At 33.5% G+C, this 20,040-nt stretch carries 20 protein-coding genes; 8 read left to right on the plus strand and 12 right to left on the minus strand.

From position 1 onward, the window contains the following. Nucleotides 1-21 precede the first annotated feature (21 nt). The gene (locus NBT05_RS12630) at nt 22-480 is read left to right on the plus strand and encodes a nucleotidyltransferase substrate binding protein (protein ID WP_265770212.1); all 459 of its coding nucleotides are present in this window, start codon (nt 22-24) and stop codon (nt 478-480) included. Between the two features lie 22 nt (nt 481-502). Next, on the plus strand, nt 503-805 hold the full coding sequence (locus tag NBT05_RS12635) for a nucleotidyltransferase domain-containing protein (RefSeq protein ID WP_265770213.1): 303 nt from the start codon (nt 503-505) through the stop codon (nt 803-805). A 6-nt stretch (nt 806-811) separates the two neighbouring features. On the opposite strand, the gene NBT05_RS12640 is transcribed toward NBT05_RS12635, so the two are convergent. Beyond that, nucleotides 812-1,675 carry an alpha/beta hydrolase gene (locus NBT05_RS12640; RefSeq protein WP_265770214.1) on the minus strand — a complete coding sequence of 288 codons (864 nt, stop codon included), beginning with the start codon at nt 1,673-1,675 and terminating at the stop codon, nt 812-814. A gap of 152 nt (nt 1,676-1,827) precedes the next feature. Here NBT05_RS12640 and NBT05_RS12645 point away from each other — a divergent pair, with 152 nt between their 5' ends. Next, complete coding sequence (locus NBT05_RS12645; RefSeq protein ID WP_265770215.1) at nt 1,828-2,451, plus strand: L-threonylcarbamoyladenylate synthase; 624 nt, start codon at nt 1,828-1,830, stop codon at nt 2,449-2,451. 2 nt (nt 2,452-2,453) lie between these two features. On the opposite strand, the gene NBT05_RS12650 is transcribed toward NBT05_RS12645, so the two are convergent. Next, a complete protein-coding gene (locus NBT05_RS12650) occupies nt 2,454-3,338 on the minus strand; it encodes a helix-turn-helix domain-containing protein (RefSeq protein ID WP_265770216.1) in 885 nt (294 codons plus the stop codon). Nucleotides 3,339-3,524: 186 nt separating this feature from the next. On the opposite strand from NBT05_RS12650, the gene NBT05_RS12655 reads away from it, so the two are divergent. Then, a complete protein-coding gene (locus NBT05_RS12655; protein ID WP_265770217.1) occupies nt 3,525-4,109 on the plus strand; it encodes a hypothetical protein in 585 nt (194 codons plus the stop codon). 771 nt (nt 4,110-4,880) lie between these two features. Here NBT05_RS12655 and NBT05_RS12660 read toward each other — a convergent pair. The 3 genes from NBT05_RS12660 to NBT05_RS12670 all read right to left on the minus strand — a co-directional run bounded on the left by NBT05_RS12660 (nt 4,881) and on the right by NBT05_RS12670 (nt 7,293). Then, nucleotides 4,881-5,747: an OmpA/MotB family protein gene (locus tag NBT05_RS12660; protein ID WP_265770219.1), complete on the minus strand. Its 867-nt coding sequence runs from the start codon at nt 5,745-5,747 to the stop codon at nt 4,881-4,883. 85 nt (nt 5,748-5,832) lie between these two features. Beyond that, entirely contained in the window at nt 5,833-6,840 is a 1,008-nt protein-coding gene (locus NBT05_RS12665) for a glycosyltransferase family 2 protein (RefSeq protein ID WP_265770220.1), read from the minus strand. A gap of 9 nt (nt 6,841-6,849) precedes the next feature. Continuing rightward, a complete protein-coding gene (locus NBT05_RS12670) occupies nt 6,850-7,293 on the minus strand; it encodes a type I restriction enzyme HsdR N-terminal domain-containing protein (protein WP_265770221.1) in 444 nt (147 codons plus the stop codon). Nucleotides 7,294-7,319: 26 nt separating this feature from the next. Here NBT05_RS12670 and holA point away from each other — a divergent pair, with 26 nt between their 5' ends. Further along, a complete protein-coding gene (holA, locus tag NBT05_RS12675) occupies nt 7,320-8,324 on the plus strand; it encodes a DNA polymerase III subunit delta (protein WP_265770222.1) in 1,005 nt (334 codons plus the stop codon). 94 nt (nt 8,325-8,418) lie between these two features. Here holA and NBT05_RS12680 read toward each other — a convergent pair whose 3' ends face one another. Next, complete coding sequence (locus NBT05_RS12680; RefSeq protein ID WP_265770223.1) at nt 8,419-9,024, minus strand: hypothetical protein; 606 nt, start codon at nt 9,022-9,024, stop codon at nt 8,419-8,421. Between the two features lie 709 nt (nt 9,025-9,733). On the opposite strand from NBT05_RS12680, the gene NBT05_RS12685 reads away from it, so the two are divergent. Both NBT05_RS12685 and NBT05_RS12690 read left to right on the plus strand, forming a co-directional pair. Then, a complete protein-coding gene (locus tag NBT05_RS12685) occupies nt 9,734-10,441 on the plus strand; it encodes a hypothetical protein (RefSeq protein WP_265770224.1) in 708 nt (235 codons plus the stop codon). Beyond that, complete coding sequence (locus NBT05_RS12690; protein WP_265770225.1) at nt 10,441-10,947, plus strand: PRC-barrel domain-containing protein; 507 nt, start codon at nt 10,441-10,443, stop codon at nt 10,945-10,947. The genes NBT05_RS12685 and NBT05_RS12690 overlap by 1 nt, the downstream gene beginning before the upstream one ends. 173 nt (nt 10,948-11,120) lie before the next feature. On the opposite strand, the gene fumC is transcribed toward NBT05_RS12690, so the two are convergent. Beyond that, on the minus strand, nt 11,121-12,518 hold the full coding sequence (fumC, locus tag NBT05_RS12695; protein WP_265770226.1) for a class II fumarate hydratase: 1,398 nt from the start codon (nt 12,516-12,518) through the stop codon (nt 11,121-11,123). Between the two features lie 170 nt (nt 12,519-12,688). Here fumC and NBT05_RS12700 point away from each other — a divergent pair, with 170 nt between their 5' ends. After that, nucleotides 12,689-12,862, plus strand: a complete 174-nt coding sequence (locus NBT05_RS12700; protein ID WP_265770227.1) for a hypothetical protein — start codon at nt 12,689-12,691, stop codon at nt 12,860-12,862. An 88-nt stretch (nt 12,863-12,950) separates the two neighbouring features. Here the strand turns inward: NBT05_RS12700 and NBT05_RS12705 are convergent, their stop codons facing one another. From NBT05_RS12705 to NBT05_RS12725, 5 genes are all read right to left on the minus strand, one after another. After that, nucleotides 12,951-13,361, minus strand: coding sequence for an Rrf2 family transcriptional regulator (locus NBT05_RS12705; RefSeq protein WP_265770228.1), 411 nt, complete (start codon nt 13,359-13,361; stop codon nt 12,951-12,953). Nucleotides 13,362-13,470: 109 nt separating this feature from the next. Next, complete coding sequence (locus tag NBT05_RS12710; protein ID WP_265770229.1) at nt 13,471-14,376, minus strand: T9SS type A sorting domain-containing protein; 906 nt, start codon at nt 14,374-14,376, stop codon at nt 13,471-13,473. A gap of 298 nt (nt 14,377-14,674) precedes the next feature. Then, a complete protein-coding gene (locus tag NBT05_RS12715; protein WP_265770230.1) occupies nt 14,675-18,259 on the minus strand; it encodes a T9SS type A sorting domain-containing protein in 3,585 nt (1,194 codons plus the stop codon). A gap of 489 nt (nt 18,260-18,748) precedes the next feature. Further along, nucleotides 18,749-18,964, minus strand: coding sequence for a hypothetical protein (locus tag NBT05_RS12720; RefSeq protein WP_265770231.1), 216 nt, complete (start codon nt 18,962-18,964; stop codon nt 18,749-18,751). Next, the gene (locus NBT05_RS12725) at nt 18,954-19,793 is read right to left on the minus strand and encodes a class I SAM-dependent methyltransferase (RefSeq protein ID WP_265770232.1); all 840 of its coding nucleotides are present in this window, start codon (nt 19,791-19,793) and stop codon (nt 18,954-18,956) included. Before NBT05_RS12725 ends, NBT05_RS12720 begins: the two co-directional genes overlap by 11 nt. Nucleotides 19,794-20,040: the final 247 nt, after the last annotated feature.

Consider the following 20,040-nt stretch of genomic DNA (forward strand, 5'->3'; position numbering starts at 1 on the left):
TTTTAAAAAGAACTTATTTTTATGAAATCAGAAAATGATATACGTTGGGAACAGCGTTTTTCCAATTATAAAAATGCTCTACAAAATTTAGAAGATGCAGCTTTATTTTATCATAATACCTTTACTTTAAAATCTGAAGCCTCTGCCGATAAGAAGGCGACTACCCATAAAAATATTGTGAAACAAGGCATTATTCAAAGTTTTGAATATACCTATGAACTGGCATGGAACGTCATGCGAGATTATGCGGAATATCAAGGAAGTCCGAATATACCCGGATCAAGATCGGCAATTAGGGAAGCCTTGCAGATGGGAATTATCAAAGAAGGAAAAACGTGGATGGATATGGTGGAAAGCCGGGTTCGAACTACACATACGTACCATAAAGATACCGCAGATGCAATATTTTCAAAAATCATGAAAGATTATTTACCTTTATTTAAAGACTTTAAGGAAGAAATGGAGTTGAATAAAGGATGAATTAACAACCTACTTACAAAATATGTACGGATTAGACGAAGAGGATATACAGCGGATTATTAGTGTAATAAAACCATTTAAAACTATTGAACAGGTAGTACTTTATGGTTCAAGAGCTAAAGGAAACTTCAAACCCTATTCTGATATTGATTTGACGCTAAAAGGAAATAAAGTCTCTCCGGATACTGAACTAACTATTGCCGGCCGACTTGATGATTTACTACTCCCATACAAAATTGATCTTTCTATTTATCATCTTATTCGTAATAAAGATTTAGTTGACCACATTAATCGTATAGGAATCAGTCTTTATAAAAGGAATTAAAAAATGTTACTTTAAAAACTCCGTTAAAAATGCATTCAGTTTAGCATCAAGGTCTAGAAAACTACTTGCATCCCAATTACCATGTCCACCGTTATATACAGTTAATTCATTGATCACTCCTTTAGTGTCCAAAGCCAATTTTAAACTTTCATGTTGTGAATTAGGAATTAACGAATCCTGATTTCCGTAAAATAAAAGAGTAGGAGGGGAGTTTTTAGTTACCTGAAAGCTTGGACTAATCTGTTGTAAAAGTGCTACATTTTCAGGATTAAAATCGGCTACTAAAAAAGGAAAAGCGTTCACGTATAGGGGTTCATTTAAATAATTAGGGTCTGTAAAATCCGCAGGACCTACGACACTACAAACTGCTTTTACTTTACTATCCGTATCAAACGAGTAACTATAGAGCATAGATAAATGTGCCCCGGCGCTTACGCCTACAAAAGCAAATTCGGGTGTTATTTTATAAGCAGTTGCATTGTCAGTAAGATGAGTAACCGCTTTTACTAAATCATTCACCTGGTTTGGAAAAGCTTTAGTCATACTATCAGCCAGTACATAATTGATATTAGCAATAGCAAAATTATTGTTTTTACCTTGTATCAATTGTTGAATAGGAGCCATATCAGCCTTATCCCCAGTTGTCCAACCTCCCCCATGTACTAAAACCACTACTTTAGCTGGAGTTTTAAAACGTTCTTCTGGTAAAAACAGATCGTAAGTCTGAAGCGAATGGTCGCCGTAAGCTATATTGGTAATCACTGAATCTTTAGCGATTTCTTTCTCCGTATTAGTTATATTTGAAGTATCATCGGTACTACAAGAATAGCCACTAATAATTAGTGTAATTAAGAAAAGAAAAGTTTTCATGTAAGCAATTTTGTAATTTTTATATAATTCCTTACAAAAATTCTTCCGAAATTAAAATAGAAACCTATTTTCACAAAAAATTTAAATGGTAAAGCATAACTTTTTTGGTTTAGTTATTCAAAAAGTTTAGTGATACAAAGCAAATAGTCTTTATGTCTGAGTTTATCAAAATTTACGAAGAAAACCCAAATCCCAAGCAAATTAAGAAAGTAGTAGAAACATTACGTAAGGGCGGGCTAGTTATTTATCCTACGGATACAGTATATGGATTGGGATGCGATATCACTAATAACAAGGCTTTGGAACGAATTGCACAAATCAAGGGAATTAAATTGGCTAAGGCAAATTTCTCTTTTATCTGTAAAGATTTAAGTAACCTCTCAGATTATGTGAAACAAATAGATAATCAAACTTTTAAAATTTTAAAAAGGGCTTTGCCCGGACCTTTCACTTTTATCTTACCAGGAAATAATCAATTGCCAACTATTTTTAAAAAGAAAAAAACTGTAGGTATCCGGGTGCCGGATAATGAAATCTGTAGAACTATTGTAGAAGAACTGGGGAATCCGATCATAGCCACATCCATCTATGATGAAGATGAAATAATCGAATACACCACTGATCCGGAATTAATTTATGAAAAATGGAACAAATTAGTAGATGTAGTCATTGACGGTGGATATGGCGGTAACATCGCTTCAACAGTCGTAGACCTCACGGAAACCGAACCTAAAATTATGAGGGAAGGAAAAGGAGCGCTCCATAATATCTTGTAGCTTTAAGAAATAACATACATTAATTCGTTACGATATGCACTGGGGGTTCTCCCTGAAAACTTTTTAAAGAGTTTGGTAAAATGAGAGAAATTGCTAAAACCGCTCTCATAGCAAATATCAGTAATGCTTATCTGCTTCTCATGCAATAATTTGGCAGCATGTACCAGTCGGTATTCATTGAGAAATTGCACAAAGGTTTTACCAGTCATTCCTTTAAAGTAACGACAAAACCCAGGAACACTCATACTCACCATGCTGGCAATCTCCTCAAGGGTGATAGGACGAGTAAATTCTTCCTGGACAAAATTAAATACAATATTAATACGATTGGTGTCTTGTAACGAGGTTTCCATGGTAAAGCCTTTAGCATTTAGTACCGTATAATCCTTAGCAGCTTCCATTTCTTTAAGCGCTTTTAATAAACCCATCAACCGGGCAAAAGGGGCTAAGAGACCTAAAGATTCTATACGGGCTCCAATACGTCTTTTAGTATCACCGTGAAAAACAATTCCTTTTTTAGCTTTTTCTAATAAAGCAGGAATACCTTTCATTTCAGGAATGTGAAAAAACTGTTCGCCTAAAAAATCCGGTAGCATCTGTAGAATCGTTTCGGATTTATTACCCGTATGATGGTCGGTAAATCCGCAATGAGGTAGGTTAGACCCTATTAGCATCAAAGAACCGTTACGGTAGTAAGACATATGACTCCCCATTTGTATCTTACCACTACCTCCTTTTACATATACAATTTCAATTTCCGGATGATAGTGCCAGACAGGGGATTTATTTTTATTTTCCTTAGAGAAATTTTCGTAGTAAAAAGAGTTACCAAACTCGGGAATAATTTTTTCTAGGGTTGGTTTATTTGAAAAATCTATATTTTCCATAATAAGGGATATTTTAATATGACTAAAAGTACAACTTAAAGTAAATATTTCTTCAAATTAACGTGAAGATAGTGTTAAGGTTGTTTTATTGCAAATATTGAACACATTTATGTAAAAATTGATGTGCTGGCAGACAGTAATCAGGATTACATTTGTATAAAATTACTAACTAAAAATTTCGGTATTATGAAAAACTGGATTAAAAATGTAGGCGTGCTAGTTCTTTTATTTGCATCTATGGCAATGAAAGCAGATGATGGTTTATCGATTGAAATTAACAACATTTCTTTTGTAAATGTGTCATTGACAAATGTTGAAAAAGGAGACAAGTTAATTTTAACGGATCAGTCCGATGTAGTTTTGTACAACATTACTTTGGAAGCTTCTAATCAGTTTAGAAAGTATTTTAATCTTCATAATGTACCTAACGGAACATATTATGTAGAGATTGAGAACCAAAAGTATATTAAAAAGACTCCTATTATTAAGACGGATAATGGAGTTTCCTTACAAGAAGGTTCAGAAGTAACAGTTTTTAAACCTCAAATAGAAGTAGCAGATAAAGTATTAAAAGTACTTTTTGTAAATACGGAATTAAAACCTTTTACTTTAAGTGTTTACGATAAAAGCGGAATATTATTATCTACTTCAAAAATAAATGAAAAAGAAGTATTAACTAAGACTTTTGACTTTACTACAATGCCTAAGGGAGTTTACAGTGTAAACGTAGATGTAGATGACAAAAGTTTTTCAAAGAGCTTTTCAATTTAAGTAAATTAGAACGTAACTAATTAATTGTAAAGGGTAATATTTAAAGTGTGAAAAAGCCACTCTGACAACCGGTTAGAGTGGCTTTTTTTATTTCGTACATTTTGTCCTATTGATTGATATGTTTGATTGGAACCAGTTAAGGTTATAGTATTTCTACGTAAATAAATGTAAGTTATATAGTAGTGTATTCATATAAGATATGTATACGCGCCTTGAATACAATAGCTTTATTTGGGTAACCTATAAATTGTAAATAGTAAAATCTAAAGGATTACTTATCATTTATAAATTCAAATAGGATGACAATATTTCGGCCTTTATCCTTAATTAATACTACATTTCCTTATATAATATGTATCCTCTAATCACCTTTACAAGCTTGAATTATAAATAATTTTAAAAAAAGCTAAATTCGTCCGATCAAGAGGTGTACGACAAATTTCCGGTTTCGCTATTAACTTGATTTTTTCAGAAACAAAAACTCAGTAAAATCAAGAAATTTTGGAAATTAAAAAATTATAAAAATCTCTATTTACGGAAATTTGTCGTACACCCTGATCAAGATGGGTTGACTCTATTTTTCCCATATGTGAAGGAGGTTATATTAATGCGAACGTTACCAGTTGAAGGCAGTCCTACGCTAACTTTTATTCTTACTTAGTAGAGAAAAGTGTTTTAAAATAAAAAACCGTCTAAAGATAGATGGATCTTTAGACGGCTTGTTTTTATAAGAAATAGGAAATTTTTAAACCCTTTCTTTTATTGAAAAGTTTATTGTCCTTTTTCGGACGCTTCTTTCATACCTTCTTCAATCATGTTGTAAAACTGATCTAATTTAGGTAAAACTACAATTCGTGTTCTTCGGTTTTTAGCTCTGTTTTCTGCGGTAGAGTTATCGGCGATAGGCACGTAATAGCTTCGTCCCGCAGCAGTCATACGTTTTGGCTCCACACCAAATTCGTCTTGCAATACCCGTACTACGGATGTAGCTCTCTTTACACTTAAATCCCAGTTATCTACTAATCCTTTATTACTAAAAGGTACATTATCCGTATGTCCTTCTACTAAGAATTCGATATCCGGCTTGTCATTTACTACTTTAGCTACTTTACCTAATACTTCTTTAGCCCGACTGGAAACATTATAACTGCCGCTTCTAAATAATAATTTGTCAGAAATAGAAACATACACCACTCCTTTTTCTACATTGATCTCAATATCTTCATCAGCAAGATTACCCAAAGCACCTTTTAGACTGGTAACTAAAGCTAGCGTAACCGAGTCTTTTTTGTTTAATGCGTCGTTCATCGTTTTTATTTGCAGATCTTTCTCTTTAATACTTTCTAAAGAACGCTCTAGATTTTCAGCTTCTTTAGTAGATAAGGTTGCTAAATTACCTACATTATTTAATAAAGCAGCATTGGTGTTCTTTAGTGTTCCTACCTGATCCCTTAAAACTTTCAATTCACTGGTAGTACTCGCTTTTTCATCAAGACACTCGTTTAATTTTACGGTTGCTGTATTTAAAAGATCCTGTGTTTTCTTGTTTTTGGCTTCCATATCCGCATATTTCTTCTTTGATACACAAGAAGAACACATAATCGCTAAGGAAGCTCCGATAATCATCAATTTTTTCATTCGAAAATATATTTTAGTTTTGTTCTGGTTATTAAAACTCAAAATTATCAAAAAAGTGACGGTAGCACCGTCGATTAACAATAATTTAAAGGTTTATTCCTTTTATTTTGTTATAGGTTTTTCGTCCTAAAACATAATACTGCCATACAACGGAATTGATTTGGTAATATTTTATTTTTTGTGAAGCCTTACTACGTTTTTTAACAAATTTTGGAAAATTTTTGTAAAAAGAGCCATGTGCTTTCAGAATAGCCCACATATGCGAACCCTGTCCTGAAAAAAGAAATTTAATTCCGGCAATACCATCAAGTACCATCCGTATTAGGATAATAAATGGATATACGTGAGAAGGTCCGTTTTTTACCAGAAGGTATAAGTTGTTTCTAAAATTTAAATAAGTTTTTCTGGGATCTTGAGTTGATAAAGTAGCACCACCTACGTGATAAACACAACTATCTGCTTCATAAAAAATTGAATAGCCTTTATTAAATAGCCGCCAACAAAGGTCAATTTCTTCTTGATGTGCAAAAAAATCTTCGTCAAATCCGTCCATTTTTAAAAAATCGGCTTTTTTGATAAAAAAACAAGAGCCACTTGCCCAAAATATCGAACCCGATTGGTCGTACTGTCCGTAATCTTTTTCGGTAGTTTCAAAAATACGTCCCCGGCAATACGGATATCCCAAGCGGTCAATAAATCCTCCGGCTGCTCCGGCATACTCAAACCTATTTTTTGATTTATAGTCCAAAATCTTTGGTTGTACTACACTTATACGTTTGTCTTTATTATATAAGCTAATAATAGGCTTTAACCAATTTTTAGTTACTTCAATATCACTATTTAATAAACAAATAATTTCGGCATCAATTTTTAAAATACCTTTATTATAACCTTCTGCATATCCGCCATTTTCTTGGTTTTGTACAATAGTTACTTCCGGGTAGTTAACAGCAATAAAATCGACAGAATCATCGGTTGAAGCATTATCAATAACATACACAGAAGCATCAGGAGAATATTGTACGACCCTAGGTAAAAACTTTTTTAGTAAATTTTTACCATTCCAATTAAGTATAGCTACTGCAATCCTCATAGGTTAATATCATTGAAACTTAGGCAATTCTTTTAAAAAATAGTATTGCTCTTCAGCATAATCCATTTGACAATAGTAATGTTGTAAACCGTTTGAAATCATTAAATATTCAGCTTGAAGTGCCATATTATAACGTGCAATCTGATCAAAGGTCTGTTGGTTAATCGTGATTTCCGGTGCTTTACATTCTACCATGGTAAAAATGCTTCCGTTAGGATAAAATACCACAACATCGTATCGTTTGCTAAGACCGTTTATTTTTATTTGTTTCTCTACATTAATCAAGTTTATGGGTACTTCTTTCTCTTCGATTAAGTAACAAATAACGTGTTGGCGCACCCATTCTTCGGGAGTAACCACCACAAACTTTTTCCGAATCCGGTCAAAGACAGAAACTTTATTTTCGCTACTTTTGAAACGAAATGAATATCCGGGAAAGTTAAGGTCCTGCATGGTACAAAAGTGAGCATTTTTTTTAAATGAATGAAGTTTTACAAATATTAGATTCCATAAAAAAAAGATCGTATCATCCTGTATATTTTCTGATGGGCGATGAAGGTTATTTTATTGATAAGATTTCCAAAACCTTAGAACAAAATGTTTTAGCTCCTGAAGAAAAGGATTTTAACCAAACCATTCTATATGGGAGAGATGTTAGCGTAGAAGATATTATAGGTACTGCCAAACGCTTTCCTATGATGGCAGAAAAACAGGTAGTTATTGTAAAAGAAGCACAGGAACTATCCCGAACGATAGAAAAGCTGGTTTCCTATGTGGAACATCCCCTAGATACCACCTTATTAGTTATCTGTTACAAATACAAAAAGATTGATAAGAGGAAAAAACTGTATAAAGCTGTTCAAAAAAAGGGGCTTATTTTTGATAGTAAAAAGTTGTATGAGAACCAGGTGTCAGATTGGATACGATCTGTTTTAGGAGATAATTCATATAAAATTGAAGCTAAAGCTACACAAATGTTGGTTGAATATCTGGGTACTGACCTGGGTAAAATTAATAATGAGCTGGATAAGTTAAAGTTAATTATTCCTGGTAATACTACAATTACTCCTGCTCACATAGAAGAACATATTGGTATTAGTAAGGACTTTAATAATTTTGAACTTCGGAAAGCTATTGGTAAAAGAGATATGACCAAAGCTTTTAAAATTATCACCTATTTTTCTCAAAACCCTAAAGACAATCCTATTGTAGTCACTATTTCTTTATTATTTTCTTTTTTCTCACAATTGATGCAATACCATGGTCTTGCTGATAAGTCTAAAAAAAATGTAGCCTCCGTCTTACGAATAAATCCCTATTTTGTAACTGATTTTACAGAAGCTTCTCAAAACTATCCTATGAAAAAAGTAAGTCAGGTAATTCATTCTTTACGAAAAGCCGATATGCAGAGTAAGGGGGTAGAGGCTAACAGTCTCCCTCAAAATGATATTCTTAAAGAATTACTGGTAGCTATTATGTGCTAATTACATATGATCCGTAAATATTATATCGAACTGAGGACAGTAAGTACGTAGTAAAATGGTAAACTTTGATGTAATGAAGGCTGACCAATTATTTTTAATAACAACCACAGCGCGTATCATCCAGGAACTTATAGATGACTCCTATATTTACCTGCAAATAATTACTACCATCAATTCTATTATCAAGGGTAATTTTAGCTAGTCCCTGACCCTGGAACCACCAGTTATCTGATAAATAAATATTGACACCGGGCCCAATAAAAAAGTTAGGGCTACTATCCCCATCCAGAAAGGTTAAACTTATACCTCCGGTTCCGAAAAGTTCATAGTTAGTTCTTTCGGGATTTGTCCATAGGTTAGATGGATAAAACCGAAGTCCCAGATCGGCTGCAAAAAATCTAATATCTTCATCTACAATTCTATTATTAATGATCTTACCTTCCAGATACCGATTATTATTTAATCCAAGGTTTAAACCTAGTAAAGTATTAAACTTTTTCTCTATAGATAGGGAGAATGGCATATGATAATGATATCGGTCACTGAAGTCTAATAGTCCGTTACCACCCTCAACAGAGTCGTTAATTAAATTTACTCCAAAACCCATAATCCAGGGATTTTTAGGTTGGCTGAACTGCGCATTCATGGTGGTTGAAGCAAAGCCTGTTAGAATTACAAAAATTGTAAAAAATTTAAACATTTTATTTTGGTTTTTAACAAAAATATAAGTTTCAAAAGTACTTAAATACATTTATTAATGATGGTGCTTCTTGATTTTATCCGTATATTTTACGAATGCAGTTCTAAGTTTTAGGGTTTGTGGCAAAAACAGTAGCCTAGGCAATAAAACCTCGATTCTTTATTTCTCAACATACTTTTATAATATGTGTGATTTCAATACCTCTCAATTTAGTTTTTTTCGGTTTCATTGTCTTCGGTTAAGATCATAGGTTGTTTTTAATTGTTGTAATTGGTTAACTTCTAAATTTTAAAATCTACGGATAATACTTACTAAACTTATTTCTTTTCTCTTTTAGTATATTCCCAATACTAAAATAATAATAAGAAATAATATCATACAGGTGAAAATAGTCATCCCGAAAGTAGTAACTAAAGATTTAATTCATAACACAATGAAGTATTGACCAAATCTTTTTTTGCTTACATAGAATTGCCAAATCAATAATAAATTTTATTAGTTAATAAGAAGTCCTGGTTCCTTGAACCATACTTAATATAGGTCCTGGTACTTAAACTGATCGTCAATTCTAAGCTTTACTATAAAATTTTAGCTTTAGGTATAAAATTCAAATAAGAACTATGGTGTATGTATCTGGTTATTGATTGCATGTTATGAGTTAACATAAAAAGCATCAAGGACTTACTTTTATCCAAATAAAATAAACAGCATGGCAGAAATTAGAATTGAAAAGAAACGAACCTTGTGGCCCTGGCTTTTAGGAGCTTTAATAGTAGCAGGCCTTATCTATTTTATTGTTCTATTAACCAATACTTCATCCAACGAAGTTTCGGAATTATCTGAAATTGAAACGATCAGTCCGGCACCCCCGCTGGTTGAAGATTTAACTGCTGCAAAGGCGGATATAGCATCAGTACCTGTTTCCGATATTTCTGGCGAGGAAGTAATTACAGATACTTCTGAGCCTTTAATTGAAACTGAAGAAATCACTTTAATAAAAGAAAGAGGGGTTGCAAAGTATGTAGCTTTTACCACTAACCAGGGTGAAATGGATTTGGATCATGAATATAGTAGTCAGTCGCTATTATTGCTGATCGATGCGGTTAAAGAAGTTGCGGACGCTAAAAAGATGGACCTTTCCGTTGATTTGAATGAAGCCAAAAAGAGTGCCAAAGTTATAACTAAAGATCCTTATGCACTGAACCATGCGGATCATATAAAGAAGGCAGCAACCTTACTTACAAAAGCTTTAGAAACTGTTCAAAAGAAATCTTTTATTTCTCTTGATAATGATATTGCTTTGTTAAAAAATAAAGTTGAAGCGATCCAATCAGACGAAGAAACGCTTGATCAAAAACTTACGGTAAAAAATTATTTTAACCAGGCAGCCATTGTATTAACCAAAATGCAATTATAATGATTGAAATTAAAGAAAAAAACCTGTATTATTTGGAAGAATTACCAGATTATCAAGTAGCTAGTGACGACTCTGATGTGAGAGGGTGGCAAGTTTTTGATAGAGATTCAAAAAGTATAGGAACTGTTACGAATTTATTGGTTAATATTAATACGGAGAAAGTAGTATACTTAGATGTTGAAGTAGATCCTACCATTATAGAAGCTAATCATAAACCTTATGCCACACCATCTTCAGAAGGAGTACATGAATTTTTAAATAAAGATGGCGAAAATCATATTATCATTCCAATAGGGATGGCAGATTTGGATACAAAAAGCGAATTGGTGAAGTGTAATTATATCACACATCATACATTTGCTGAAACTAAAAGAAAAACAAAAACCGAAACGGTTTATCGGGATTACGAAATAGCCGTGATGGACACTTATAAAAAAGAAAATCCCATCAGCTCTCATCCTTTAGATGATGATTTTTACGAACAGGAAGCTTTTAAATTTGATTAATTTTTTACAAATAAAGAAGTTAAACTTCAGAAATACTTACCTTTTGATAAAGTAATGGAATTGAATCCTAAAAGATAAAAAATTCAACATAAAAAACTAAAAAAGCCGTTTCAAAATTCTATGAAACGGCTTTTTAATTATTATTGCTACACTTCTTTTAAAAATAAAAAAGTTTAATGCATACTTCCTACCATATCTTCCGGACGAACCCACTGGTCAAATTCTTCTTCTGTGACATATCCTAGATTTACTGCTTCATGTTTTAACGTAGTACCGTTTTTATGAGCCGTATTAGCAATTTCAGCAGCTTTGTAATACCCAATTTTAGTATTTAAAGCAGTTACCAGCATCAATGAATTGTTTAACAATTCAGTAATACGTTCCTGATTGGGTTGAATACCCTGTGCACAATGCTCATCAAAAGATACGGCTGCATCTCCCAGAATTTGAGCACTTTGTAAAAGATTGGAGGCCATAACCGGTTTAAAGACGTTTAATTCAAAATGACCTTGCATACCTCCTACGGAAATAGCCATATCATTACCTATAACCTGAGCGCAAACCATAGTTAGTGCTTCGCATTGCGTAGGATTCACTTTACCGGGCATGATAGAGCTACCAGGTTCATTAGCAGGAATAACCAGTTCGCCGATACCACTTCTGGGTCCGGAAGCTAACATCCTGATATCATTTCCAATTTTATTTAAAGAAACCGCCAGTTGTTTTAAGGCTCCGTGGGTTTCTACAAACGCATCGTGAGCGGCTAAGGCTTCAAATTTATTTTCGGCAGTTACAAAAGGTAATCCGGTAAATTGAGCAATAAATTCCGAAACCCGTTTAGCGTATCCGCGAGGCGTGTTTAATCCGGTACCAACTGCGGTACCACCTAAAGCCAATTCGGCTAAATGCGGAAGGGTATTTTCCAAAGCTTTGATACCATGATCCAATTGGGAAACATATCCAGATAATTCCTGACCAATGGTAAGGGGAGTGGCATCCATAAAATGCGTACGTCCTATTTTAACCACTTCTTTAAATGCATCCGACTTTTTCTTTAGAGTATCCCTTAGTTGTACGATACTGGGAATGGTGTTTTCCACTATTTTTTTATAAGCGGCAATATGCATTCCGGTAGGAAAAGTATCATTTGAGGATTGTGATTTGTTTACATCATCATTAGGTTGTAAGGTTTTTTCTCCTTCACCTACCTTTTTTCCAGTCAGTTGATGTGCCCGGTTTGCAATGACCTCATTAACGTTCATATTACTTTGTGTACCCGAACCGGTTTGCCAGATTACTAATGGGAATTGGTCATCATGTTTACCATCCAAAATTTCATCGCATACCTGTGCAATTAAATCCCTTTTTTCAATATCCAAAACTCCCAGTTCGCAATTTGTAAAAGCCGCCGCTTTTTTTAAATAGGCAAAACCATAAATTATTTCCAATGGCATGGACCCGGGACTTCCAATTTTAAAATTATTACGCGAACGTTCAGTTTGTGCTCCCCATAACTTCTCGGTAGGTACGCGTACCTCACCCATTGTATCTTTTTCTATTCTAAATTCCATTTTCCGGATGATTTGTTTTCAAGTTGGCAAATTTAAACATTTACAAGAGTTGTATTGAGGAAAGCTTTTCCTTTTTTGGGTTTAAATTTCTTTAAAAATAGTGAGTCGTAATTATGACATTTATATTACACTTCTTATCTTTGGCAAATATTGAAAATAAAAGGTAATTCATGGAATTTGATCAGTACTTAGGATTTCTAGCATTTTTAACCATTTTGACTATAGGTTTTTGGTTAATGATCTTTTTATTAACCTTTGTGATTCCCTATTGGTTATTCGGATCAGCAATTGAAAATTTTAAGTTGAAACGTGAAGCAAAACGAAAAGAAAGAGAAGTTGTTTAAGATTACAGCTTAAAAATATAAATAGAAAAAGCCGTGTCATTATTTTATGAAACGGCTTTTTTAGTTTTTCTTTCGTAAGTTATATATATTAAAACTGGTTTTTAAATTCTTCCAGGGTTTGTCCTTGTAATTCAGAACTTACTGCTTGATCGATCGTAATAAAGACAGCACTTAACTTAGTATTAATTTGTTTACCCACTTTACAATTGGGATTAGGCTTATTTTTAAGGAGTGAGAGTACTGTATCAGAACCTTTTACCAAATTAAAGATATCTGATAAGTAAATAGTGTTGGCATCTTTTAATAAACGTATTCCTCCGTTTTTACCTTCTTTGCTCTCAACCATTTCACCCTTTTTCAGTGTTGCTAATTCTTTTCTTACTAAAACAGGATTCATATTTAAACTACTGGCAATGGTACCGGAGGTGAGCCAGTCTTCTTTATACATGGCAAGTAGTGTTAAGATATGTAATGCTATAGAAAACCTTGTTTTTACCAATCCAACTGTCTTTTTTCTTATTACAGTAGGAATATACTAATTTATCTACTTAATAATAGTCCTAATTTTAATAAATCTAGAGGTAATGATCTGGTAAAAGAATTAAAATTTATTCTTTTATAATCCTTTTTGTAATACTACGGCCATCAAAATTAAACTGTATAAAATAGTGACCGGGTACTAGGGATTGCAAATCTATTGTTTTCACCTTAATTTCCGAAAATTCCAATTTAGCCGCACCTAACATGTCATAAACAATGATAGAACCCATAGAACTCAAATTGCCTTCAATATTTACTATTCCGGAAGTAGGATTAGGATAGATGTTTATATCTGAACTTGTTGTTTCTACAAAAATATCTTGAGTATTTAACGTAGGATTGCAAGAGTTATATATAAATCGCTGATTATATTGACAGTTTCCGTTAATATTACCATCGTATCTAAACTCGTATACTTGATTAGGTTTAATCATAGTCGAAGAAAACGCTCCGGTACCAAGAGATACTTGAGTAACCAGGGTAAATGAACCATCCGCATTAACTTCATATAAACCCACAGTAGAAGTGGCAATTAATGAGGTATTATTAGTTGTAAATTGGAGTAAGGCCTCGGTATCAGTAATACAATCTGCCTCACCTTCTAATTGGAATACCAGGGGTATGGCATTTATCCTTACAAATTGTGAAGTTTCACAACCTGCATTATCAGTAACTTTAAATTGATAGTCACCTGCCGGAACCTCAAAATTTGCGGTAGTCACCTGAAGATCACTTGTTCCTAATGACCTGTTATTACCCATATTATCAAGTCTTACGCTGAAAGGTGCTATTCCTTTATTAATTTCAAGTGTCAATAAGCCTATACCGCATTTATTAGTACCAGAAGTAGTTAAATCATATTCTACGGAATTTAACGTACAAGTAGTTTGAGCGAATATGGTGGTGGTTATAAAAAGTATAGCTATTTGTAAAGGTGTTTTAAAGTATCGCTTTAAAAGAATAAAAAAGTTCATATGCCTATTTGTGTTAGTTAAAAGTTGTGGCTTTTCAGGATATAGAACACTTCATAAGTAAAGTACCCTACCTAAATAAACTTTTTTAACTTTTTATTAACAATTTGTAAGACTTTGCAAATACGCTATAAGACAGATTTTTACCCTCAATATGTTTACCTATTTTCTATTTAGACACTAAGTAAAATCTGTTGATGTATAAATAAATAACGTCACATAAGGCGGAAACAGAAAAGCCTTGAGTAATTCCTCAAGGCTTTTTAATGGTATTTAATAATTTTAACTATACTTTAATTGCTTACTTTTTTAAAAATTTAAGTACAGCACCGGTATCAGACTTCAAGAAATAAATTCCGGAAGTTAAACTTTCAACATTGATACGATCATTTGTTTTAGCCGATAAAATTAATTGTCCGGAAATATTATAGATACTAAAGATAGCCATCTCCGAATTACTGATAAATAGATTTTCTGCTACCGGATTAGGGTAAATAGCTAATTTCTTATTTTCTATTTCTACAGAAGGGGTAGCGAGCGTTTGATTATCTGTAACATTTACATCAACAAATTGCAAAAGTCGCTGAGCCTGACCCGCACTATCCGTATAATTTACCCGAATACGCATCCTGTACTTTTGGTTACTAGGTAAGTCCCTGGAAAGTATCATGTTGGATGGTATAGTATATTGAAAACTTACGTTATCTGCCTGTTTTGGCGAACCAAGTGTTGCTACTGCAATTTGAGGAAGTTGTTCACTAATAAAAATATTGTCAGTAGACGTTATAACTAATCCGAATTGAACTAATTCCAATTCTTCATCATCCATAATTCGATAAGAAACTGCCTGCGTAGTTTCTACACCCCTCTGTTGATCTCTTTTAAAAGTTTCCCATCGTACTAAGTTACCACCCGCTTCTACTACGGTTACATCGGTAAAACTTATGGTAATGACTACATTTCCAGCGGCATCCCTAGTTTGTAAACGGGTACGTAAGGTATATTTCTCACCTGCACTCAAATCACTACTTAAATCAATACCTGGTGGGGTAGTATATTCAAAAACCTGAGTACCTGAATTCGAACCGGCAGGAATTGGAACTGAAGTTTGTGGAATTATTTCTCTTAAAAAGAAATTATTTGCTACATCACGAACAATAAATCCAAACTGAATAAATTCAAAGGTTTGATCAGGTTGAAAAAAGTAAGACACTTGTTGTTCTCTGGTCACACCTAACTCAAATTGGGTATTATTCCTTGTATCCCATATAATTGTATTAGGAACTGTAATAGTTACCGGAGTAATTTCAGAGGTAAATTTATCCGCACCGCTGGCGTCCTGAGTTCCTAAAATTACCCGGATTGCATAACGTTGTCCCGCCGGTAGTTCTGCTGATGGTAAAATGTTATCAGCCACCGTATAGCTAAAGGTTTTGGTTTCCCGTTGCTGAATATTCGTAGCCGTAGATGGAAAAATCTGTGGATCTATCGCAGAAACAACACTATTATCTGCAGTATTTACAATAAATAACCCAAATTGAGTAAAAATAGGAGTTTCAGTAGATAATACGTCATGGCTTATCGTTTGTTGTGAGGTTGAACCTAATGGAAATTCGGTAACAGAATCACTATCCCAGGTTATTTCAGACTCCGTAATATTTCGGAAGATCGAGACAGGTAGTTGAATTTCTTCTACGATATCAGGACCGGTTCCGTTTACTTTAGTGATAAGTCGTAAACGTACAGCATAAAACTGATCGTTAGGTAACCTGTTTGAAGCCTCTATACCAGCCGGGATGGTATAATCAAAACTTACGGTATCTGCATTAGAATCACCTGCGGTTGCAACGGGGGCAAGCGGTAATACTTCTTCTACAATGGTATCAGTTGAAGAATCAACGACTACCAGTCCGAAATCAACAGATTGAAGCACTTCGTCTGTTTTTCTAACTCCATATGAAATTTCCTGGGTAGTAACTTCACCTAGTAAAAATTCACGTGTTGCACTGGTATTCCAGGATACATAATTATCGGTAACAGGTCGGAAAGACCACATAGCATCAGCTTCTAAATCGACTGGAATACGGGCAAAACTATTTGGTGCTTTTTGTCTGGCAGCAACCAGATTAACCACATCTGTAGGAGTAGCTGCAATAGCTGACTGTAATTCGTTTCCACCCGGAAAAATTACATATTGATCTCCGTTTTTACGAAACGCCCAAAACGGTAGTCTGTTTACCAAACTTGGTGTAAATCCGTCAAAGGTATTTTTGGCAAAAGGAAAAAGATCTGGTAAATTATTTGGGTTACCTATAATGTTACTTTCTGTAAAAGGAATATCAAGTTCTAAGTATTCATTAGTTGCCACATTCTGAATGGTATAAGTAAATGGAGGTATAAAAGTTATGCTCCACTGGGCAGTATCATCAAAAGTGTTTGAAGTCATGAGAAGGTCAGAACCACTATTAGGAATCATATTCTTAGTGGTATTTTTGTTTACGATCTCATAAACCCCATCACTAAGCAATTGTTTAGGTTGTTCAAAATTATTAATAACGGTTCTACTAACAGGAAAATCACTACTAAAACCGGTATTACCCGTGGGCAAGTTTACAGTTAATACACCCCTATTTTCGTCAGCTACTCCCGTGTTACCGGAAATAGTTAAGCCATTAGTAACAAATTCTCCTGGAAGATCCGGATCAGATCCGGGGGCTATAGGTTCTTCACCGGCATTTTCATAAAAAATTAAATTAACCCATGCGGATCCAACGTTGGTATTTCCATTTGTAAAATCATTATTGGTAATGGTTAAATTATTAGGTGCATAGGCTGCTATAAAATACCTGTAAAAACCGGTAACTGTATTTCCGCTAACGGTAATATCGCTAACTCCCTGTAACTCTCTATCAAAGGTGATAATATTAGTTTGTGAGTTATTACAATTAAAAAGGTTATTAGTAATGGCAAAGTCACTGGAAAATTCTTCAACTCTTACAAGTTCAACAATACCCTGGGTGTCGTTAAATTCATTGTTATTAACAATTACATTAGTTCCTCTGGAAGATGCTCCAATACCTGTATCCAGAAACAGGCACTTTTCAACAGTAGAGTCATTGTGATCCCATACAATCGGATACGAAGTATTTCCACCGTCAAAGGAAATACCACGATCATTAAAATTAATATCACTACCTCTTTCTACCGGAGTTCCTGCCGAATTTACTTCATTTCTTGGCCTAAAGGTACAATTTGTAAAATCAACTCTGGAATGTTCGTTTACATTTCCAATTCGGTTGAACCATACTCCGATCACATTGAAGTTTACAATAGAAACGTTGTTAAAGCTTCCTCCAAAACCGTTTCCGGCCCTTACCGCATAACCCCCTCCTACAATTCTAACGTTATCAAGTTCTATCCCGGTAAACTCGCCATTAGTATCAAGATCTTGATCATTGTAAGTTGGATGCGCCAGGTTAAAAAAGATATTAAACTGAGGTCCGGTAGTTTTTTCAAACTCCAAACCTTCAATTCTAATATTATTAGATCTGAAGGTGATAATATTACAATTAATAAACTTGGTTTGAATGTTGCTATTATCCGCACCTCTTCCGGAAAGATCGATAGTAACATTAGGATCAGTTATACCTTTTAAGGTAATTTCCGTTGGAATATTCAGGCCTTTATTATCCAGATCATATACCGGAGATTTAAATTCAATAATGGCACCCGGATTGGTCCGAATAATTCGCTGTATTTCGGTATTTAATTGAGCAGTAGGATCTCTTACCGCATCAAAATCAATAACCGTTTGCGCTTGAAAGCTAAAAATGCTGAACAATATAAAAATTGTACTCAGCATTTTTTGAAAGGAATTTAGTTTCATAAATAATGTATTAAATATAATTGAGTGTTAACGTTTCTTTTTTAAGAATTATCATATTGATAGTTCAGTCTAATTTTTTAACGAATCATTTCAAAATTCTGTACTAAATCTAAGAATTAGACATTCGTCGTATTTTTTTAATCATACCAGCCCTTTAACGAAAACGAATATTCGTTTTATATAGAATACTGTTTAACCTAAATGTGAAAGTTTAACTAATTATAAATCAATTAGTTGAAAGTGAAACGTGACGTGATACTGAGTTTGAATACGAATAATTTGGTTCTTAAGAGTTATTACTATGTTAAATTATATTCAAAAGACGGTAAAAAATGGCAGATATGCTAATTATATGCCATTAAAATAGGATAGAATTGCGCAAATAATTAATAGTATGATAAAAATTAGACCATAAAATTATTATAATTCCCGTTATTAAGCTAAATAAATGCGGAATATTTAGTTTTATATATTTTGAAATTTCCCGGTTTAGTTGATAAGTATTTTTTTTCTAACCGTAGTTTTTCTAACTATGTAATTACAAAACCTGTGTACTTTATATCTAATTTTATGTTCGGATAAAAGTTGCGCAATTAATGCTCTTGTTTCTTCTTCATTTAGTCCTAACTTTTCTCCAAGGTCAATTTCATTTAGTGATCCATTATGGTTGATTAGAGCTTTTAAATAGCGATCTTTATTTTCCATATGCAATTTGTTTTTTTACAGCTATCATCATGTGCGGACTAAAAGACAAAAGATGGCTGTCATTCTCTGTAATTTTTATAAGTTCCATTAATTTACTTCTCTTTGTATCATTTTGCATATTAGTAAAGTAAGCTTTGTCTAACCAAGCCATACCTTCAATTGCATAAGTATTGAGATAGGTTAGATTCTGTGCTCCAAACTCTTCTTTTAGTTGTCCCGGGTTGTGATAATAAGCTTCGGCTAAAAGCCAGGGAAAACCATCTGGTGGATTGTGTATTCCTGTAGTTAATTCTTCTTTACACATTTGAAAATAGGTTTCTTCATGAAAAAGTCCGTTTAAAAGACCAACCAGAGTGGACGCGGTACGGTTGATAGCAAAACCTAAGATAATTCCGCCATTTTTAAGAATTCGTTTTGCTTCACGAATACTTTGATCTCGATCCTTCCGGTTTTGAAGATGATATAACGGTCCGTGTAAGATGATTAAGTCGGCAAAGTTGCTTTGAAATTTTAAATTCCTGGATTCCCCCAGTTCAATTGAAAATTTATTTTTTAGTTTATTTGATCTTTTTTGCGCTAGCTTTACATGTTTGTAAACAGGATCTACTAAACAAACTTGATGTCCTTTTCTTGCCAACCACTCCGAATATTTTCCGGTTCCGCCACCAATATCGATTATTTTTGAATTTGGAAACGGTATATATTTTTCTATCAGTTCTTTAACTCTTTCAAACTCAAATATTCCCATTCCATTATTAAGTCTGGTTTCTTCGGAAGCTTTGTTGTAAAATAGTTCTATGTTTTTACTTATTAGTTGTTTATTATTCATATTAACACTTGAATTATGTACCCTCTATCACAATACAGAACGCATGGTAACAGAGTGAATTAATTTTTTAATAATCAATTGAATTGATTAAAAATTTTATAAAATGGAGTACGTATGTATCTGCGCGTTAAAAAGAGGATTTTACGCATTTACGGTTTAATTACCGTAGATTGTCTTTTAGGCAAAAGACACAGATACTATGTGAATCAATAAAACAGATGGTAAATATAAAAAATTCACCTTAATC

Origin of the sequence: Aquimarina sp. ERC-38, from assembly GCF_026222555.1 — a bacterium.
Lineage (GTDB): Bacteria > Bacteroidota > Bacteroidia > Flavobacteriales > Flavobacteriaceae > Aquimarina.